Genomic DNA, 17,518 nt, shown 5'->3' with positions numbered 1-17,518 from the left:
CATGTCCAAAAGGCCAGGTGAACCACAGATTCGGACACGCCGGATGGCGTTCGTCGTGTACGACGACGTGACGCTGCTCGACGTGAGCGGGCCGCTCGAGGTCCTGCACCAGGCCAACCGCGACACCCCGCGGTACGAGACGGTCCTGGTCTCGCCGACCGGCGGGACCGTGCGGACATCCACCGGTCTGACGCTGGCCGACACGGTCGCTCCGAGGGAGGTCGATTACGTCGACACCGTGGTCATCGCCGGTGCCGATCACCTCGCCGAGCATGTCCCGGACGACCTCCGCGAGACCGTCGCCGTACTGGCGGATCGGGCGGGCCGGGTCGCCTCCGTCTGCACCGGGGCCTTCGTGCTCGCCGCGCTCGGAGTGTTGGACGGCAGGATAGCGACCACGCACTGGCGGCATGCCGCAACCCTCGCGCGGCAACATCCGAAGGTCCACGTCGAGCCTGACGCGCTGCACATCACCGACGGCCAGTACGTCACCTCGGCCGGCATCAGCGCTGGGATCGACCTGATGCTGGCGCTGCTCGAGGCCGACCATGGTGCGGAGGTCGCCCGCGAGGTCGCACGTGAGTTGGTCGTATTCATGCAGCGTCCGGGCGGGCAGTCACAGTTCTCGACCGCGATCGCGACCCCGCCGGCCAAGAGCGATCCGCTGCGCCAAGCGACCGCGGCCGTGATCGCTGATCCGGCAGCCGACCACAGCCTGCCAACGCTCGCACAACAGGTCGCGGTCAGTCCGCGGCATCTGACCAGGCTGTTCCAGCTTGAGCTGCAGACCACACCGGGCCGCTGGATCGAGCGTGTTCGGCTCGACCGGGCGCAGCAACTGATCCTCGACGGACACAGCATCACGTCCGCGGCCCGGCACAGTGGTCTGGGCAGCGACGAGACGCTGCGGCGAGCATTCGCCCGGCATCTGAGCACCACGCCCTCGGAGTACAAGCGTCGCTTCCAGGCGGTTTGATCAGGCGGATATACGAATTCGGTGGAATGGTCTAAACGGGTTGCTGGACCACTTCGGCTGTAGCCGTAGATCGTTGACGGCATCAGATGGCCGCCCCCGGAAGGACCCAGCATGCCGTCAGTCCGCCGTCTCGTCATTGCCGCCCTGGTGGCCGCCGTGGCCTTCGCTCCGAACGCCCAAGCCGGTACGCCGCCGGCGCGTGCCGCCGTCCAGACCGCACCCGGAATCGACTACTGGACCGAGCCCGCCAGCACCAGCGTGTTCCGTGACACTCTGCCCAGCAAGGAGTCCGGACGCGCGATCGCCCTCGACACTGCGATCAACGAGGAGGAGAGCGCTCAGATCGTGCTGCGCTCGGCCGCCGGGTTCACCGTGGACGGGGTCACGTTCTCCGCGCTCACGAACGGCGGGCAGTCGCTGGCCGCGAGCAACCTGTCGTACACCTTCGTCGACTACAAGTACCTGAACCGCAACACCGGCTTCGGTAATCAGCAGATGTATCCGCCCGTCCGCAAGGCGCCCGGCGACTTCCCGGATCCACTGTCCAACGCGCGGACCGCGACCGTGGCGCCGCGAACCACACAGTCCATCTGGGTGACCGCCGCGGTCCCGAAGGGCACGGCCGGCGGCGTCTACACCGGTACGGCGAAAGTTGCCACCAGCAAGGGAGAGGTCGCGGTACCGATCTCGGTCGACGTCCGCGCGGTGACGCTGCCGGACCCGAAGGACCAGACGTTCGAGACGACGCTGTGGAACGTGTTCTTCGGTGAGATCTCCTGGGCGCCGGACGGGCAGACGATGGAGCAGACCTACAAGTACCCGCGGTACAGCGCGCAGTACTGGGATCTGATGGACAAGGTCGCGACCCAGCTGAAGCGGCACCGGACGAACACGCTCACGCTGCCACTGGTGAACATGCTGGTCGACGGCAACACCACCGTGACCGACAACAGCAACGCCGGCGGCGTCTACAGCTTCGACTGGAGCCGGATCGACGAGGTCGTCCAGTTCATGCTGGACCGGGGCGTGGTGAAGCGGCTGGAGGGCTTCTGGGTCTCGGCCGACACCTACAACTGGGGGCGTCCGCAGGACGGCGTCCGCGAGGTCGAGATCATCGACGGGAGCGGTGGCAAGGGCCGCCGCAACTACGTGAACTGGAACTCGGCGAAGGCGAACAACTTCATCGACCAGTTCATCCCGCAGCTGAAGCAGCACCTCGACGCCAAGGGCTGGACCGAGAGCCTGAAGTACTGGATGCACGTCGGTGACGAGCCGGTCGGCGACGCCGAGGAGACGGCGTACCGGGGGATCGCGCAGCGGATGCGGTCGCACTGGCCGGACGTCCGGATCGGTGACGCGGCGTTCCACGAGCCGACCGCGTCGAACCTGGCCTCGACGATGTCGGTGATGGTCCCGAACCTGCTCAACTACGACGGCAACCGGGCGACCTATGACAATTTGCGGGCTCAAGGCAAGGATCTGTACTTCTACAACTGCAACATCCCGGTCGGCAACTTCCTCAACCGCTTCATCGACCAGCCGCAGTTCAACCAGCGCCTCACTCCGTGGTACGCCTACTCCCGCGGCGCCAACGGCTACCTGCACTACTCGATGAACGGCTGGCTGGCCAAGCTCGACGACACCGAGTCGAAGGGTGACCACGAGATCGTCTGGCCCGATGTCGCGAACAACACCATCCAGTCGACGATCCGGTACGAGTCGCTCCGGGACGGCATCGAGGACTACGAGGTGCTGAACCTGGTCGGGAAGCGGAATCTCAAGCTGGCAAGGGATCTGGCCTCCGCGCTGACCCAGACAGCGGACAAGTACAGCCCGGACACGGGCTACCAGGCAAGGATCCGGCGGATCGCCCTGGACGCGGCAGCCGGTACGCCGATCGCTCCCGACCTGGCGCGGAACGTCATCGCGACCGCATCGAGTGCGGCTGCCGGCCACGAGGCTGCGAAGGCAGTCGACGGGGACGACGCGACTAGCTGGCAGCCGAGTGGTACGGGTGCGCAGTGGTTGCAGCTCGACTTCGGGCGGCAGGTGCAGCTCGACGGTCTGCAGCTGAACTGGTCCGGAGTTGCGGCCGGCAACTACTCGGTGCAGGTCTCGTACGACGGCACTCGCTGGAGCACGGCGTACACCGGTGGTGGCGGTGCCTTCGCGGGCATCAACGGAAAGGCGCGGTACGTCCGGCTCGACTTCAGCAGCGGAGTATCGGGGCTGAACGGCGTGGTGGCGGCGGGTAGTCCGCTCGCGAAGCAGAACGTGCTGGGCGGTCGCACCTACACCGTCAACCCGGTGCCGAACAACAAGCCGGACAGTGGGATCGAGTCGACCGACGGTGTCCTGGCCGACGCCCACGACGACGGCCGGACCTACGGATTCGGCGCCGGTCAGACGACCGCGACGGTCACATTCGACCTCGGGTCGGTGCGCACCCTCGACGAGGCCCGGATCCACGCGTACGAGGAGTATCCGTCGTACCGGCCGGACAAGCTGACGATCTCGACCAGCACCGACGGCACGACCTGGGCGCAGAAGGGATACCTCCCGGGGACGCCGAACGATCGGTCGAAGATCTGGTACCAGTTCGACTTCACCCCGACCAACGCCCGCTATCTCAAGGTGACCCTGACCAAGGCGTACGGCGGGGACGCGTCGGTGATGCTCGTCGACGAGATCGAGGCGTACGCGAGCACCGGCCCGGCCAACCTCGCCGCGGGCGCGTCGTACACGAAGAGTTCGCCACCGCACGCCAACTACCCCGACACCGGCGCCAAGGAGTCGACCGACGGCGTGATTGCCGGGCACCACGAGGACACTTTCAACTACGGCTATACCTTCGCCGTCGGTACGACGGGGAGCGCGAAGGTGACCGTGGATCTGGGCTCGGTGAAGTCGATCGGGCGGGTCGAGGTGCACGACAACTTCGACGGGGTGACGAAGTACTCGCCGGACACGGTGCGGATCTCGGTCGGTGATACTCCGGACGCGGTGACGCAGGTCGCTTCCGGCGGGGTCTCCTCGGCCCAGTGGTTCCGGTTCCCGGTGCAGGCCACGGGACGGTACGTGCAGGTCGAGTACGAGAAGTACTCGCAGGGCGTCGCCGCGGACTGGATCTTCGTCGACGAGATCGCGGTCTACCCCAACTGACCCACCACCCCCCGGGATCCCGGCCGGCGCTTCACGACACATACCCAGTGAGAACCCCCGATGGGGGACGATCTGGAGGTGATGGCGTGACGACAGCGCTGGCTGGGAGACCTGAGGGGTTGCCGACGACGATGAGTGACGGCGAGCTCTGGCGGCGGGCGGTCGAGGGGGAGACCGAGGCGTTCGGAGCGCTGTTCGACCGGCATGCCAAGGCGGTCTACAACTTCGTCTTCCGGCGGATCGCGTCGTGGAGCGATGCCGAGGACCTGACGTCGCTGGTGTTCCTGCATGCCTGGCGACGAAGGGCCGAGGTGGTTCTCGTCCACGACTCGGCCCTGCCGTGGTTGCTGCGGACGGCCGACTACGTGCTGCGCAACGAATGGCGCAAGCAACACTTCCGGCGGCTCAATTTGTTGCGCCAGGCACCGACCGGCGACGAGCCGGACCATGCCGAGCACGTGGCCGCCCGGATCGACGACGAGCGCGAGGCCAAGCGCCTGCGGGCCCTGCTGCGCAAACTGCCGCGGCACGAACGCGAGATCGTCGAACTCTGCTTCTGGTCGGGCCTCGACGCGGCGGCCGCCGCGGTCGCCCTCGACATCCCGCTCGGCACCGTGAAGTCCCGGATGTCGCGCGCTCGCAAACGTCTTCGCGACCTGAGCGTCGCTGTCGGTACGGAATCCCTGGAGGACCTGTCATGAGAGAGCTGCTCAACCGCCGCCCTGACCGCCCGCTGCCGCCGGCGCAGCACGAACGGATGCGTGCCGACCTGTTGGCCGAGCTCGACAGCGAATCAGCCCGGACGCCGCGTCGGACGCTGGTTCCGGTCGCCGCTGCTGCTGCGGTGCTGCTGGTCGCGGCCGGCCTGGCCGTCGTCGTACCGGCGCTGCAGAAGAACGACGCCGGTACGCCGGTCGCCGGGGCCGGTGAGCCGGTCGTGCGGGACCTGTCGGCGGCCGACACCGCGGCGTTGCAGCAGCAATGCCTGGCCGAGGCCGACCGGATCACGGTCAAGCAGCTGCCGCGGCCGTTCCGCTCGTACCAGCCGGTGCGGGCCTTCGAGTTCGTCGATGTGAAGGATCCGAAGGTCGTGAAGACCTGGCTGATCGCCAAGGGCAGGGCCGACGTCTGGCAGGACGGCGTACCGCCCGTGATTGACCCGGCGACGGAGCCGGACGGCTACTGGCTCTGCTCCCGGACCGCGGGCGGTGCGATCAGCGAGTCGAGCATCCGGCAACCGGGCGGCGACCTGCCGTCGGAGGTCCGGCGGGTGGCCCGGAACGCGGGCGTCTTCGCGGGATCGGTGCAGCGGGTCACGATGCAGCCGAAGGGGCAGCCGGAACGCGACGCCTATCTGACCGACGGATTCTGGTTCGCGCCGACCGTCGGCCGGGTCGGCTGGGGCCTGTACGACGCCGACGATCCCGACTTGGCGGACTTCGTGTTCCGCGCGTACGACGCCGATGGTCGCGAGGTCTACTCCAGTGCCAACCCGCCCAAGCCGCTCGTTTGTACCCACCAGTGGCAGAAGGTCGACAAGGACGGCACCAGGACGCCGGAAGGCCCGGCGAACCCGACTCCGCCGCCCTGCCCGACGTACAAGTGGCCGTCCTGATCAGAGGGTGAAACGGACCGGCTGCCCTGGTCGTAGCTGGGCGCAGGCCGGCAGGGACGCGGCGGCGACGTAGGCGATCACCGGGTAGCCGCCGGTGACCGGGTGGTCGGCGAGGAAGACCACGGGGATGCCGGACGGCGGGATCTGGATCGCGCCGAGGGCCATGCCTTCGCTGGAGAGTTCGCCGTCGCGCGAGCGCTCCAGCGGGGTGCCGTCGAGGCGGACGCCGACCCGGTTGCTGTTGCTGCTGACCTCGTAGGTCTGGCCGAGGAACGACGACCAGCCCGCATCGGTGAACCAGTCGCGGCGAGGTCCCGCGGTGACGTGGACGGCCACGGTGCCGGCTGCGGGGTCGGCGACCGGGGCGAGGTCGACGCCCGGCATCGGTCCGCAGGCTCGGCCGATCGGCAACGAAACGCCGGCCTGCAAGGGCGCCGGGCCGAGGCCCGAGAGCAGGTCGGTCGAACGCGAACCCAGCACAGCCGGTACGTCGATGCCGCCGCGAACCGCGACGTACGTCCGCAGACCGGAGCGCGGCGGACCGAATCGCAGGACCTCGCCGGCCCGCAGGAGGGAAGGCGCGTTCAGCGGTACGCCGGTGCACGGGGCGCCGGTCACCGCGATGGTCAGGTCGGTGTCGGCGTGCAGCACGAGACCGCCGAAGGTGATCTCGATCGCTGCGGCACCGGGGTCGTTACCAACCAACCGGTTGGCTAGTGCGTACGACGCCGGATCGCAGGCACCGGAGGCCGGGACGCCAAGGGCCGCCTGACCGATCCGGCCCCGGTCCTGAATAGTTGCCAATGGCCCCGTTTCCAGGATGGTGATCATCCGCGCCCCGCGTCGACGAAGCGGACCCGGCGGCCGGGGTGGAACAGGGCCGCCGGATCGCGTTGCTGGTCGAAGATCTTCAGGTCGGTGTGCCCGATCAGTTGCCAGCCGCCGGGCGACTCCCGTGGGTAGACGCCGCTGAACTCACCGGCCAGGGCGACCGCGCCGACCGGGACCTTGGTGCGTGGTGACGAACGGCGTGGGATGTTCCAGTCCGCCGTACCGGTGAGGTAGCCGAAGCCGGGAGCGAAGCCGCAGAACGCGACGGTCCAGTCCTCGCCGGTGTGCCGCTCGACGACCTCGGTGACGGTGCAGCCGAGCAGGTCGGCGACATCGGCCAGGTCGGCGCCGTCGTACACGACCGGGACCTCTAGCAGCTCTCCGGCGCTGCGGGCTGCCCTCAACGGCTGCACGTCCAGCAGATGATTGCGCAGGATGTCGAGGCTGCCGGTGGTCGTGACCAGCACGGTTCGCGCGGCCGGGACGATATCGACAGCGTGCGGCGGCGGGTCGGCGACGAGCGCGGCGTAGTAGCCGAGCACCTCGTCGAGGTCGTCGAGCTCGACCAGCAATGAGCAATCGCCCGCGGGCAAGATGCGCATCAGAACGGACTCAGCGTGACGCCGGCGTCCTCCAGTGCGGCCCGAACCCGGCGAGCGATGCCGACCGCGCCCGGTGTGTCCCCGTGCACGCAGATCGAGGCGGCATCGACCGTCAGCTCACCACCCGCGCTGTCAGTGATCGGCCGGCCGGTGGCCATCGCCGTACAGCGGGCGGCGATCTCGTCGGCGTCGTGCAGCACCGAGCCGGCCTCGCGCCGGGAGACCAGCGTGCCTTCAGGCGTATAGGCCCGATCGGCGAAGGCTTCGTGAACCACTGTGAGCCCCGCTTCGGCGGCCAGCCGCAGCCAGGCCGAGCCGGGCAGACCGAGCACGGGAAGAGTGCGGTCGTAGTCGGCGACCGCGCCCACGACTGCGGCCGCCTGCGCCTCGTGATGGCCGATCGTGTTGTAGAGGGCGCCGTGCGGCTTGACGTAGCGGACGCGGTCCCCGGCGATCCGGGCGAACGCGTCGAGGGCTCCGATCTGGTAGACGACCTCGTCGCGCAGCGCAGCCGGCTCGATGTCGACGAACCGGCGGCCGAACCCGGCCTTGTCCGCGTAGCCGACATGGGCGCCGATGGCGACACCGCGCTCGACCGCCTGACCGGTCACCCGGCGCATGATCGAGGGATCGCCGGCGTGGAAGCCGCACGCCACGTTGGCGCTGGTGACGACATCGAGCAGTGCGCTGTCGTCGCCCATCGCCCAGGAGCCGAATCCCTCACCGAGGTCTGCGTTGAGGTCCATACGTCATGCTAAGAGATTGTTCAACAATCCTGCAAGAGGCTTGTTCTACTTTCGCGGTGACCTGAAGTAGGCGATGATGCCTGCCATGAGCACGGGTGAGGCCGACGGGAGCCGGCAGGCGTGGTTGCGGACGGTCGCGGCGGATGTCGCGCGGCTCGACCGCAGTAGCTCCGCCGAGCGGGCCGCCGACATCCTGCGCCGCAGTATCACCGAAGGCGCCCTGCCGCCCGGTGCCCAGCTGTCCGAGGTCGAACTCACCGAGGTGCTGGAGGTCAGCCGCAACACGCTGCGCGAGGCGTTCCGGCTGCTGACCCACGAGGGTCTGCTGATCTACAAATTGCACCGCGGTGTCTTCGTCCCGGAGCTCGACGAAGCCGACGTGGTCGACCTGTACCGGCTGCGCCGCGTGCTCGAGGTCGACGTGGTGCGCGGTCTCGCCGAGCGCGACCCCGAACTGCCGGACGCCCGGCTCGAACCGCTGCACGACGACGTCGAGGCGGCCGAGGCCGCGGCGCGCGCGGACCGCTGGCCGGCCGTCGGTACGGCGAACATGCGGTTCCATCAGCACCTGATCGGCCTGGCCGACAGTGCCCGGATGGACGCGATGACCGGCCGGCTGCTCGCGGAGCTGCGACTCCTCTTCCATGTGATCGCGACACCGCGGGAACTGCACGAGCCGTACATCGCCCGGAACCGCGCTTTGCTGGAGTTGCTCGAGGCCCGCCGGTACGACGATGCCGCGGCGAACCTGCACCAGTATCTGCTCGAATCCGAGATCGCGATCCTCGAGGCTTTCCGGGCCCGATAAGGGGTTGCGCGGCCCCGGCGCGACCTGAGTTGATGAGGGTATGAGTGACGAGCGGACCGACCAGACGCCCAAGTCGTATCGCCCCATCGACGCAGCAGGTTTCCGCGAGTCCATAGCGCGCGGCTGGGGGCCGGTCGACCGGTCCGTCAGCGTGCCCGCCGGGCTGGCCGAAGCGGCTGCCGAGCATCGGCGCAAACTGACCGCGGCGCTGCCGGGCCGCCGGATCGCGCTGGGTGCCGGCCACGCGCCGGTCCGCTCCAACGACACCGACTACGACTTCCGCGCCGACAGCGACTTCGTCTGGCTGACCGGTTGTCAGGCGGAGGGCGCCGTACTGGTGCTGTCGGCCGACGGCGACGCCACCTTGTACCTGCGAGAGGCGGCCGGGCCGGAGGAGGCGGACTTCTTCGCGAACGCGCGCGACGGTGAGTTGTGGATCGGCCCGGTGCCGGGCCTGAAGGACTGGTCCGAGGCGCTGCAGATCGCCTGCCGTCCGATCGAGGAGCTGCCGTCCGCGCTCCGCGGCGCGGTGCCGGCCATGCTGTCGGTGCCTGGCGTCGATCCGATGCTCGACGCGCTGGTCCGGACCTCGCCGTACGACGGGAACGCGTTGCGGCAGGCCATCTCGGAGCTGCGCCGGATCAAGGACGACTGGGAGCTCGACCAGTTGCGGGATGCGGTCGACGCGAGCGTGCTCGCGTTCCAGGATGTCGCGCGCGAGTTGCCCGAGGCGATCCGCGGCGGTGGTGAGCGCTGGCTGCAGGGCACCTTCGACCGACGCGCCCGGACGGCGGGCAACGGTGTCGGCTACGCGTCGATCGTTGCCGCTGGCAAGCATGCGCCGGTGCTGCACTGGGTCCGCAACGACGGTGCGGTGAACGAGGGTGACGTGATCCTGCTCGACGCCGGAGTCGAGACGCGCACGCTCTACACGGCAGACGTGACCCGCACGTTCCCAGCCACCGGCGAGTACACGGCAGCACAGCGGCAGGTTCACGACCTCGTACACAAGGCTCAGCTGGCGGCTCTCGATGCTGTGAAGGCAGGAGCGCCGTACCGGGCGTTCCAGCATGCGGCGATGGTCGTACTGGCCGAAGGGCTGCGGGACTGGGGTCTGCTCGACGTGTCGCTGGACGAGTTGCTGGGGCCGGATGGTCAGCAGCACCGGCGGTTCATCGTCTGTGGCACTGGGCACTACATCGGGCTCGACGTGCACGACTGTGACGCGGCCCGGCCGGAGACGTACTTCGCTGGTGAGATCGAGGCCGGGATGGCGCTGGCGGTCGAGCCTGGGCTGTACTTCCACCCGAACGACGAGACCGTGCCGCCGGAACTGCGCGGGATCGGCATCCGGATCGAGGACAACGTGGTCGTGCATGCGGACCGGCTGGAGATCCTCACCGAGGCGCTGCCGATCGACACCGACGGCCTCGAAAAGTGGACCCAGAAACACTTGCACGGAAAGTAGTCATACGATCACTTAAAATTATTGGTGACGTCTAGTAACACATTCCGGCGGCAACACGATGTAGTCGTCGGGGAGGGTCGAACTCGGCCCGGCGCGTGACAGTGGGGGGCCGCGGTCACGCGCCGGCCGAATTCCGACACCGGGGGATCACTTGGGGAGTGATGATGAATCTGCATGTCAGGGTGGTGCATTACGGGGACCGGCACTGGTACGCCGATATCGATGATGTCGACGATCCTCAGCCTGACAACCCTTTCTGGTACGCCGATCACTGCCGCAGTCACGCGCAGGCCCTCGAGGCCGCGTGCGCCGAGCTGATCGCGCTGTCCGATCGCACTCGGCGCGGCGACCACTTGTACCGCGTTCTCGAGATCCACGGCATCGCCGTCTGAGCGTCAGCCCGTCGGCGGTACGGCGGCACACGACGTACCGCGCTGGGGAACCTTGCGGTCGACGAGGTAGCGGTCAATGGTCGTGGTCATGCATGGGCTCTTGTTGTAGCTGCCATGACCCCAGCCGTCGTAGGTGAGCAAGACGCCGTCGCGACCCAGCTGGCGCTGCACGTTCTGCGCCATCGTGTACGCCGTGGCCGGGTCGTGGCGGGCGTTGGAGAGCAGGATCGGCGTCCGAAGGTTGTCGACGTCGAGCCGGTGCTGAGGATTGTTGGCAGGCGGCGCGCCCAGACAGAGCGAGATCGCCATGAACTGACCCGGGTACGGCATGTCCGGGTTGTTGCGGGCCAGCCGGTCGAGGAGAGCGGCGTACTCGCGATAGGAGCCGACGCGCAGATTCCAGTCCTGGCAGAACGGGACGAGCGTGTTGGCGACGAGCTCGGTGGTCGGCGGTGGCGGCGTGGGGATGACACCCTTCTGCAGGGTGGTCGCCAGTGCGTTCCACTGCGGGGCGTAGAGCATCCGGAAGACCGCGAACGATGCCATGAACGGGTTGTCCGCTGTGCTGCGAAGCTCGGCCCAGCGGGCGCGAACGTCTTGGCCGTGCAGGGCGCACGTGGTCGTCCGGTCGCACCAGCTGACGAACTCGTCGAACGAGTCCTGGACGGACACGGCCTGCGGATCGAGGAACTGGCGCGGCGTCGCGAGGCTGTGGTCGAGGACGCTTTCCAAGACCACGGCGCGGACTCGGTTCGGGTAGGTCTCGGCGTACTGCGCTCCGAGGGGCGTGCCGTACGAGCTGCCGTGGAAGGTGATCGTCTGCTCGCCCAGTGCACGGCGGATCGCATCGACGTCGCGGACGGTCTGCCACGTGTCGACGTGGTCGTAGAGCGGGCCGGTGTGTTGACGGCAGTCGGCCGCGAGGCGGCGGTTGTAGTCGATCAGCGCGTCGAACTCGGCTTGGTCGCGGACGAGCGGTGACGGCATCGCGGCGTACAGGCTGCTGGTGCACTTGACGGGGTTGCTGCGGGCGATGCCACGCGGATCGAAGCTCACGATGTCGAAGCGGTTCTGCAGCTCGGGACTGAAGCGATCCATCCCGGTCTTGATCCGGTCGACGCCCGAGTCGCCCGGTCCGCCGGGACCGAACATGAGGACGCCGACGCGCTGCTGTTTGGCCGTCCGACGGGCGATCTCGAGGCCGAAGGTCGGGCCGCTCGGGTTTCGCCAGTCGATGGGGAGCTGGAGTACGGCGCACTCCGAGCCCTTGACCTCCTCGGGGTCGTCCTTGCCTTCGGCCTTGCAAGCGGTCCAGTGCACTGTCGGTGCGGCGGCCGCGGCCGGCACGGTGGCGAGGCCGGCCGCCGTGACTGTCAGGACCGCACCCCACGCGGCGGTCCTGTGCAGTAATTTGAAGTTCGTCATCTTGCCGATCCTGTCGGCAACCGCTTGCTCACCACATCGGGGACAGCCCCTTAGACCACCCCGGCGTGGGCTTGGGGGACTTGTTAGGGTCGGCGGCGATGACACACTCACGGTGGTTCCGGACGGTGGCGATCGCTGAAGCGATCTCGTGGACCGGCCTGTTGATCGGCATGCTGTTCAAGTACGTGCTGTCCGACAACGAGCTCGGCGTGAAGATCTTCGGCCCGATCCACGGCGGCATCTTCGTCGTGTACGTCGTGACCGTGCTGCTCGTCCGCGGCCCGCTGCGCTGGTCGTGGCCGGTCACCCTGGCCGCGCTGGCCGCCAGTGTTCCGCCGCTGTTCACTTGGTTCTTCGAGATCTGGGCTAGAGGTCGGGAGGGACGGCCTGACGCCTACTGCGCGGCACCCGGCACGGCACCTCGCCGCACGGGTGCAAAGGGCAAGATGCTCCGCATCTAACCCTCCGCCCCCGCGCACCGAGCTACCGCACCGGGCACCTGCTCGCTACGGCGCCAGCCCGCCCCTCCCGACCTGCGCACCGGCCGGATTGACGGCAGCCAGCAGGCCGCCGTACCGTCGCGTCCGGAAGCTAACTCAACAGCCGCATGAACCCGTGCGGGAGAGACCCGGCCACCTGAGCCGGGCGCCGTAGGAGCAACTCTCCCCAAGAATCTCTCAGGCACCTTCACCGTACGGGCGAGGCACCTCTGAAAGGCAACAGCCTGACAGAGCGGGGAGGACACCAATCGGTCAACGTCGACCGGAAGGGACCTCCGTCATGGCGATCAGTGTCTTCGACCTGTTCAGTATCGGGATCGGCCCGTCGAGCTCACACACCGTGGGCCCGATGCGAGCGGCCCGCACGTTCGTCCTCGGCCTCCGCGACGCGGGTCTGCTGACCGCGACCGCCCGGGTCGAGTCGCAGCTGTTCGGCTCGCTCGGTGCGACCGGGCACGGCCACGGCAGCAACAAGGCGGTGCTGCTCGGGCTCCAGGGTGAAGACCCGGAGACTGTCGCGACGCACTCGGTGGACGCCCGGGTCGAGACGATCCGCGAGCTCGGCCGGCTGCGGCTGGCCGGCACCCACGAGATCCGGTTCGACGAGAACACCGACCTGATCATGCATCGCCGCAAGGCGCTGCCGTACCACCCGAACGGGATGACGTTCGTGGCGCGCGACGCGGACGGCGCCGTACTGCGGGAGCGGACGTACTACTCGGTCGGCGGCGGGTTCGTGGTCGACGAGAACGCGGCCGCCGGCGACCGGATCGTGCCGGACAGCACGGAGCTGAAGTACCCGTTCCTGAGCGGCGCCGAGCTGCTCGACCGCTGCCGAGAGTCCGGGCTGTCGATCGGCGAGGTGATGCTCGCCAACGAGCTGGCCTGGCGGACCGAGGAGGAGATCCACTCCGGCCTGCAGAAGATCTGGCAGGTGATGCAGGACTGCGTCAAGGAGGGCTGCGAGACCGAGGGCGTGCTGCCCGGTGGTCTGAAGGTGCCCCGGCGCGCGCACGCGTTGCACGCCAAGCTGACCCGCGATCCGTGGTCGGTCGATCCGCTGAAGGTGATGGACTGGGTCAACCTGTTCGCCCTCGCGGTCAACGAGCAGAACGCGTCCGGTGGCCGGATCGTCACCGCCCCGACGAATGGTGCCGCGGGCATCATTCCCGCCGTACTGCACTACTACCGGCGGTTCGTGCCGGGGGCAACCGACGATGGTTGTGTTCGGTTCCTGCTGGTGGCCGGGGCGATCGGCGTTCTGTACAAGGAGAACGCGTCGATCTCCGGTGCCGAGGTCGGCTGCCAGGGCGAGGTCGGTTCGGCCTGCTCGATGGCGGCGGCCGGTCTGTGCGAACTGCTCGGCGGTACGCCGGAACAGGTCGAGAACGCGGCCGAGATCGCGATGGAGCACAACCTCGGCCTCACCTGCGACCCGGTCGGCGGCTTGGTGCAGATCCCTTGTATCGAGCGGAACGCGATGGCCGCGGTGAAGGCGATCAACGCGGCCCGGATGGCGATGCACGGCGACGGCGTGCACGTGGTCACGCTCGACAAGGTGATCAAGACGATGCGCGAGACCGGCGCCGACATGAAGATCAAGTACAAGGAAACTTCTCGTGGCGGCCTGGCCGTCAACGTGATCGAATGCTGACGTGCTGCGTTACTGGTGGGTGCTGCCGGGTGGACTGGCGGTGGTCGGGTATCTGCTGTCGTTCGCGGGAGTGACGCGGGCACAGCGAGCCCAGTGGGTGAATGGCCGGATCGTCGACCTGGAGTCACCCGGGCACGGTGACAGCAAGGACGGCGGCATCCCGGTCACCGTCGCCTTCCGCGACCCCGGGTCCGGCCGCGAGCTCAGACTGTCCAACACCGGCGGCAAACACGGTTTTCCGCTCCGGGCGGCGTGGATCGGTCGCGAGGTCGCCGTCCACTATCCGAAGGGCCGGCCGGAGAAGTTCCGGATCGCTCTCGACGACTCCGATCGCGACGGCCGCGGTTTTCCGCTGCTCATGCTCGTCATCCTGCTGGTCGGCCTGGTCATCCACGCAGGCATCGCCTGGGGCTACGAATGGGCCATCGTCGGCACCGGCGTTCTCGCGATCCTGATCGGCCTCTTCGGTCGCGACGCCCACTTCGCCCGCATCCGCGGCAACCTCCTCGCCGACGCGGTCGCCGTACCGGCCCGGGTCGTCGCGGTCACCACCGACGTCCACACAGACGGCGAAGGCAGCGAGATCATCAACCACGCCCCCGTCGTCGCCTTCACCACCACCGACGCCCGCGCCGTCCTCGTCCAGCCCCTCGACCACTTCCCGAACCCAGGCCAATCCCTCGGCCGCGAGTTCACCCTCCACTACGCCCGCACCGACCCCACGGTCTACACCCTCGACCTCGACTACGACCGCGAGGACCGCCGCAAAACCACCCGCTACACCACCTGGCCCCTAGCCTTCGGCCTCGCCGCCATCACCACCGCCGCCGTACTGCTCTGGAGGAGTACGTAACAGGTACGTGTGTTAGGGTTGGTACATGTCGATGAAGCGCACCAACGTCTACGCCGATTCCGAGGATCTGGCGTTGATCAAGGAAGCAGCACGTCGGCGGGGTATTTCGGAGGCCGAGATCATTCGCGAGGGTATTCACCTGGCGGCGATGGCGAATCGGGTGTGGGACGAGCCGCTCGACTGGCCGACCTTCGAAGGCAGCGGTGAGCCGGTCACGAAGGCTGACATCCGTGCGGAAGTAGTCCGGCGTACCGCCTGATGATGCTGCTCGCCGACACCTCCGGCATCATCGCGGCATTCGACCGCAATGCTCCGGAAGCTTCTCTGTGCCGACGACTGCTGCAAGAGGCAGGGACGGTCATCTTGTCGCCGCTGGTGCTGGCCGAGGTCGATCATCTGTCCCGGGCGCGGCTGGGGCGCGAGGCTCGGACGACGATCTTGAACCTGCTCCAGGACCAAGTGGCGAAGCTGCGCTTTCACATCCCGGATGTCGGAGCCGAGACGCTGGCGACGGCATTGGATGTGATCGATCGGTACGCCGATCTGGATCTCGATCTTGCCGATGCAGTCACTGTCTGCCTGGCCGCCGACTACCGGACCGACAGCATCCTGACGCTCGACCGACGCGACTTTCGTGCGGTCCGGCCGCTCACTCCGCACAAGGCGTTTCGGCTGTTGCCCGACGACCTCTGAAGTCAGCTCTTCGCGGTCGTTTGCAGGATGGTTCGGGTGACCAGGTCGGGGGCGTCGTTCATGGGGACGTGGCCGGCGTTCAGGAGGGGGATCATCCGGGCCTGGGGGAGTTGGAGGTGGGCTCGGGCGGCTTGGACGGGCAAGAGGATGCGGTCGTGGGTGCCCCAGGCGATGGTGACCGGTACGTCGGGGACGTCGCCTTCGAAGGTGGTGCCGCGGCGGGCGTGGGCGGCGACGCGGTCGAAGGCGACGCAGTCGCGGAGGGCGCGGGACTCGGCGACGACGGCTTCGGGGGAGCGGAGGGCGGGGCGGTGGTAGATGGTGCCGGTCAGGACGCGGCGGCCGGCGGGGGTGCGGGACAGGCGGTGGACCGTGGCTTCCGGCGTACGGCGGGCGACGCGGCGGAGGTTGGTGAGCAGGCTGATGGCCCAGCGGTTCTCGCGGGGTGACCAGAAGCCGGCCGGGGAGAGTGCGGTGACCGAGCGGGCCAGGCCGAGTTGGCCGAGGCGCAGGGAGACCAGGCCGCCGAGGGAGTTGCCGGCGACATGCGGGTGGTCGAGGTTGAGTGACTTGCAGAGCGCGTCGACGGTGTGAGCCAGGCTGTCGAGTTCGTCCGGTACGCCGACGGGAACGTCGGGGGACGCGCCGAAGCCGGGGAAGTCGAGCGCGATCACGTCGTGGTGCTCGGCGAGCTGGTCCAGGACCGGGTCGAACGCCTGCCAGTGGTGACCGATGCCGTGCAGCAGCACCAGCGGTTCGCCGGAGCCTTGGCGGGTGTAGGCGACCTCGACTCCGGGGACACCGGCCACGGTCACGCTCGCGGTTGCACTCATGTGCCCATCGTGACACAACCAATGTCACATAGCCTCAGTAAGCTTCGACCTCACTGGTCGACGCGTTGCCGGTCACGCTCGGGCGCAGGTCGATCTTCCACGACTTGTCCGGCCCGAACGCCTGGTCGAACTTCAGGAACGAGCACCCCGTCGCGAAGGCCCGTCGCTCGGTGTTCCAGTCCGCACCGCTCTTGTAGTACAGGTGGTAGGCCCCGCCGATCCGGGTGATCGCGGCCGCCTTGCCGGCCCGGATGTACGTCATCACATGCGGTTCCCGCGGCGGCTTCCCGTCGGTGACGACCGAGATCACGACATCCTTCGCCGTACCGTTCGTGATCGACAACCGTCCGGTTCCGGCCGGCCCTCGCCGTACCAGGGTCTCGGCGTTCTCCGGGCGGACCAGCTTGGGTGCCTTGCCCGGGTTCGGCAGCCTCCCGCCGAAGGCGAGCTTGAGCTTCGTCAACGCCACGAGCGCCGGCGCGAGGTCGGCCCGCAACTGTCGTTGGACCTTCTGTGAGGTGTAGGGCCCGCCACCGCAGCGCGCGTCGAGCTCGGCCTGCTCCGGATCGGACAGCTTGTACGCCGCCACCCCGATCCGGTCCTGCAGCAACTGGTGTACGGCGCTCAGCCGCCCCTCGACCGTCAACGCGGCGAGCCGCCCGGAGGCGGCGTTCAGCGCTTTCGACACATCACCCATCGCCTGCGCGAGGCCCTCGGCGGTCTGTGCGCCGGCCAGCGCTCGCAGACTCGGCGCCAGCGACTTCTCCGCCTTGCTCAACTCACCTTGGTACGCCGCCTGCCCCAGCGTCCCTTGGGGCACTGACGAAACGACGGCCGACGAGCCACCGACGGGCGTCGGTGGTGTTCCACCGTCGACCAGCGGTCCCGCGCATCCCGCCGTGACGCACAGCAGCGCCCCAACTACCGCAACCTGCCTCATCAACCCCGCCCCAGTAAGCC

18 protein-coding genes and 1 riboswitch are annotated in these 17,518 nt (G+C 68.4%); of the genes, 12 read left to right on the top strand and 6 right to left on the bottom strand.

The window, feature by feature from the left end:
* Position 1 precedes the first annotated feature (1 nt).
* The 4 genes from ABZS29_RS07470 to ABZS29_RS07455 all read left to right on the top strand — a co-directional run bounded on the left by ABZS29_RS07470 (position 2) and on the right by ABZS29_RS07455 (position 5,753).
* A complete protein-coding gene (locus tag ABZS29_RS07470) occupies positions 2-976 on the top strand; it encodes a GlxA family transcriptional regulator (protein ID WP_355459446.1) in 975 nt (324 codons plus the stop codon).
* Positions 977-1,087: 111 nt separating this feature from the next.
* Positions 1,088-4,138 carry a glycoside hydrolase domain-containing protein gene (locus ABZS29_RS07465; RefSeq protein ID WP_355459444.1) on the top strand — a complete coding sequence of 1,017 codons (3,051 nt, stop codon included), beginning with the start codon at positions 1,088-1,090 and terminating at the stop codon, positions 4,136-4,138.
* Between the two features lie 86 nt (positions 4,139-4,224).
* A complete protein-coding gene (locus ABZS29_RS07460; protein WP_355459443.1) occupies positions 4,225-4,839 on the top strand; it encodes an RNA polymerase sigma factor in 615 nt (204 codons plus the stop codon).
* Positions 4,836-5,753 (top strand): hypothetical protein, encoded by a 918-nt coding sequence (locus tag ABZS29_RS07455; protein ID WP_355459441.1) that lies wholly within the window; start codon positions 4,836-4,838, stop codon positions 5,751-5,753. Before ABZS29_RS07460 ends, ABZS29_RS07455 begins: the two co-directional genes overlap by 4 nt.
* Here ABZS29_RS07455 and ABZS29_RS07450 read toward each other — a convergent pair whose 3' ends face one another.
* Genes ABZS29_RS07450 through ABZS29_RS07440 form a run of 3 tightly spaced genes read right to left on the bottom strand, consistent with a single transcriptional unit; the run spans position 5,754 to position 7,932 of the window.
* On the bottom strand, positions 5,754-6,584 hold the full coding sequence (locus ABZS29_RS07450) for a biotin-dependent carboxyltransferase family protein (RefSeq protein ID WP_355459439.1): 831 nt from the start codon (positions 6,582-6,584) through the stop codon (positions 5,754-5,756).
* On the bottom strand, positions 6,581-7,186 hold the full coding sequence (locus ABZS29_RS07445) for an allophanate hydrolase subunit 1 (RefSeq protein ID WP_355459437.1): 606 nt from the start codon (positions 7,184-7,186) through the stop codon (positions 6,581-6,583). Before ABZS29_RS07445 ends, ABZS29_RS07450 begins: the two co-directional genes overlap by 4 nt.
* Positions 7,186-7,932, bottom strand: a complete 747-nt coding sequence (locus tag ABZS29_RS07440; protein ID WP_355459435.1) for a 5-oxoprolinase subunit PxpA — start codon at positions 7,930-7,932, stop codon at positions 7,186-7,188. The genes ABZS29_RS07445 and ABZS29_RS07440 overlap by 1 nt, the downstream gene beginning before the upstream one ends.
* An 85-nt stretch (positions 7,933-8,017) precedes the next feature.
* On the opposite strand from ABZS29_RS07440, the gene ABZS29_RS07435 reads away from it, so the two are divergent.
* The 3 genes from ABZS29_RS07435 (at position 8,018) to ABZS29_RS07425 (ending at position 10,600) form a co-directional block, all read left to right on the top strand.
* Positions 8,018-8,740, top strand: coding sequence for a GntR family transcriptional regulator (locus ABZS29_RS07435; protein ID WP_355459433.1), 723 nt, complete (start codon positions 8,018-8,020; stop codon positions 8,738-8,740).
* Between the two features lie 40 nt (positions 8,741-8,780).
* On the top strand, positions 8,781-10,208 hold the full coding sequence (locus ABZS29_RS07430) for an aminopeptidase P family protein (protein ID WP_355459431.1): 1,428 nt from the start codon (positions 8,781-8,783) through the stop codon (positions 10,206-10,208).
* Between the two features lie 164 nt (positions 10,209-10,372).
* The gene (locus ABZS29_RS07425) at positions 10,373-10,600 is read left to right on the top strand and encodes a hypothetical protein (protein ID WP_355459429.1); all 228 of its coding nucleotides are present in this window, start codon (positions 10,373-10,375) and stop codon (positions 10,598-10,600) included.
* Positions 10,601-10,603: 3 nt separating this feature from the next.
* Here the strand turns inward: ABZS29_RS07425 and ABZS29_RS07420 are convergent, their stop codons facing one another.
* The gene (locus ABZS29_RS07420) at positions 10,604-12,025 is read right to left on the bottom strand and encodes an alpha/beta fold hydrolase (protein WP_355459427.1); all 1,422 of its coding nucleotides are present in this window, start codon (positions 12,023-12,025) and stop codon (positions 10,604-10,606) included.
* Between the two features lie 98 nt (positions 12,026-12,123).
* Between ABZS29_RS07420 and ABZS29_RS07415 the strand changes: the two genes are divergently transcribed.
* The 5 genes from ABZS29_RS07415 (at position 12,124) to ABZS29_RS07395 (ending at position 15,725) form a co-directional block, all read left to right on the top strand.
* A complete protein-coding gene (locus tag ABZS29_RS07415; RefSeq protein ID WP_355459425.1) occupies positions 12,124-12,486 on the top strand; it encodes a DUF3817 domain-containing protein in 363 nt (120 codons plus the stop codon).
* A 147-nt stretch (positions 12,487-12,633) separates the two neighbouring features.
* Positions 12,634-12,728: riboswitch (glycine riboswitch) on the top strand.
* A gap of 77 nt (positions 12,729-12,805) precedes the next feature.
* Entirely contained in the window at positions 12,806-14,179 is a 1,374-nt protein-coding gene (locus tag ABZS29_RS07410) for an L-serine ammonia-lyase (RefSeq protein ID WP_355459423.1), read from the top strand.
* Between the two features lies 1 nt (position 14,180).
* On the top strand, positions 14,181-15,032 hold the full coding sequence (locus ABZS29_RS07405) for a DUF3592 domain-containing protein (protein ID WP_355459421.1): 852 nt from the start codon (positions 14,181-14,183) through the stop codon (positions 15,030-15,032).
* A gap of 25 nt (positions 15,033-15,057) precedes the next feature.
* A complete protein-coding gene (locus ABZS29_RS07400) occupies positions 15,058-15,291 on the top strand; it encodes a CopG family transcriptional regulator (RefSeq protein WP_355459419.1) in 234 nt (77 codons plus the stop codon).
* A gap of 2 nt (positions 15,292-15,293) precedes the next feature.
* On the top strand, positions 15,294-15,725 hold the full coding sequence (locus tag ABZS29_RS07395) for a PIN domain-containing protein (protein ID WP_355459417.1): 432 nt from the start codon (positions 15,294-15,296) through the stop codon (positions 15,723-15,725).
* A 2-nt stretch (positions 15,726-15,727) separates the two neighbouring features.
* Here ABZS29_RS07395 and ABZS29_RS07390 read toward each other — a convergent pair whose 3' ends face one another.
* Positions 15,728-16,558: an alpha/beta hydrolase gene (locus tag ABZS29_RS07390; protein WP_355459415.1), complete on the bottom strand. Its 831-nt coding sequence runs from the start codon at positions 16,556-16,558 to the stop codon at positions 15,728-15,730.
* 34 nt (positions 16,559-16,592) lie between these two features.
* Positions 16,593-17,498: a hypothetical protein gene (locus ABZS29_RS07385; protein WP_355459413.1), complete on the bottom strand. Its 906-nt coding sequence runs from the start codon at positions 17,496-17,498 to the stop codon at positions 16,593-16,595.
* Between the last annotated feature and the right edge of the window lie 20 nt (positions 17,499-17,518).

Origin of the sequence: Kribbella sp. NPDC005582 (assembly GCF_040605415.1) — a bacterium.
GTDB lineage: Bacteria > Actinomycetota > Actinomycetes > Propionibacteriales > Kribbellaceae > Kribbella.
Note: the sequence above shows the minus strand (reverse complement) of the source record. Positions and strands in the feature narration are given on the sequence as shown.